The organism is Dehalococcoidia bacterium (assembly GCA_025054935.1).
Classification (GTDB): Bacteria; Chloroflexota; Dehalococcoidia; order SpSt-223; family SpSt-223; genus JANWZD01.
Map to the genome: position 1 here is coordinate 1 of JANWZD010000090.1, position 503 is coordinate 503.

The 503-nt window shown below is 65.6% G+C and carries 2 protein-coding genes; both read left to right on the plus strand.

Going from position 1 to position 503, the window contains the following annotated elements; translation table 11 throughout:
• Positions 1 to 297 (plus strand): hypothetical protein (locus tag NZ773_16415; GenBank protein ID MCS6803507.1); only part of this gene is annotated, 297 nt, incomplete at its 5' end.
• A 9-nt stretch (positions 298 to 306) separates the two neighbouring features.
• Positions 307 to 503, plus strand: a 197-nt coding sequence (locus NZ773_16420; protein ID MCS6803508.1) for a hypothetical protein, incomplete at its 3' end; no start/stop codon positions are given.

The window sequence follows — 503 nt, forward strand, 5'->3', positions numbered from 1 at the left end:
TGGCGCGCGCTGGAGCGCATGGCGAAGCGCTATACCGTCTCGGTGCAGTTGCTGGATGCATCAGGGCGGATTGTGGTGCAGGCGGACGGCGAGCCGGGGCAAGGGGCGCGTCCCACCACCGGCTGGCTGCCGCCGGAGGTCGTCACCGACCCGCACACCCTGACGCTCCCTGCCGAGATGGCCTCCGGCGTGTACGTCCTTCAAGTCGTGGTCTATGACCCGCGCACCGGCGCGCGCCTGCCAACGACCGGCCCGGACAACGCGCTGATCTTGCGCGAGGGTTGGCTTTTGCCTTGAGTTCTGCACATGGACCTGGCCTGGTATCTATCGCCTCCTTGGGACATCGTCGTCATCGTCGCCGTGCTGACGGTAACGGGCGCCCTCATTTTCTATCTGCGTTTTTGCGCCTATCATCGCCGCTATTTTGCCGACAAGGCCCCTGCAGCTGGCGGTGATTGCTACGCCGGCCTGGTTGCTCATGTACGGCAGCTCGTTCGCGCCCG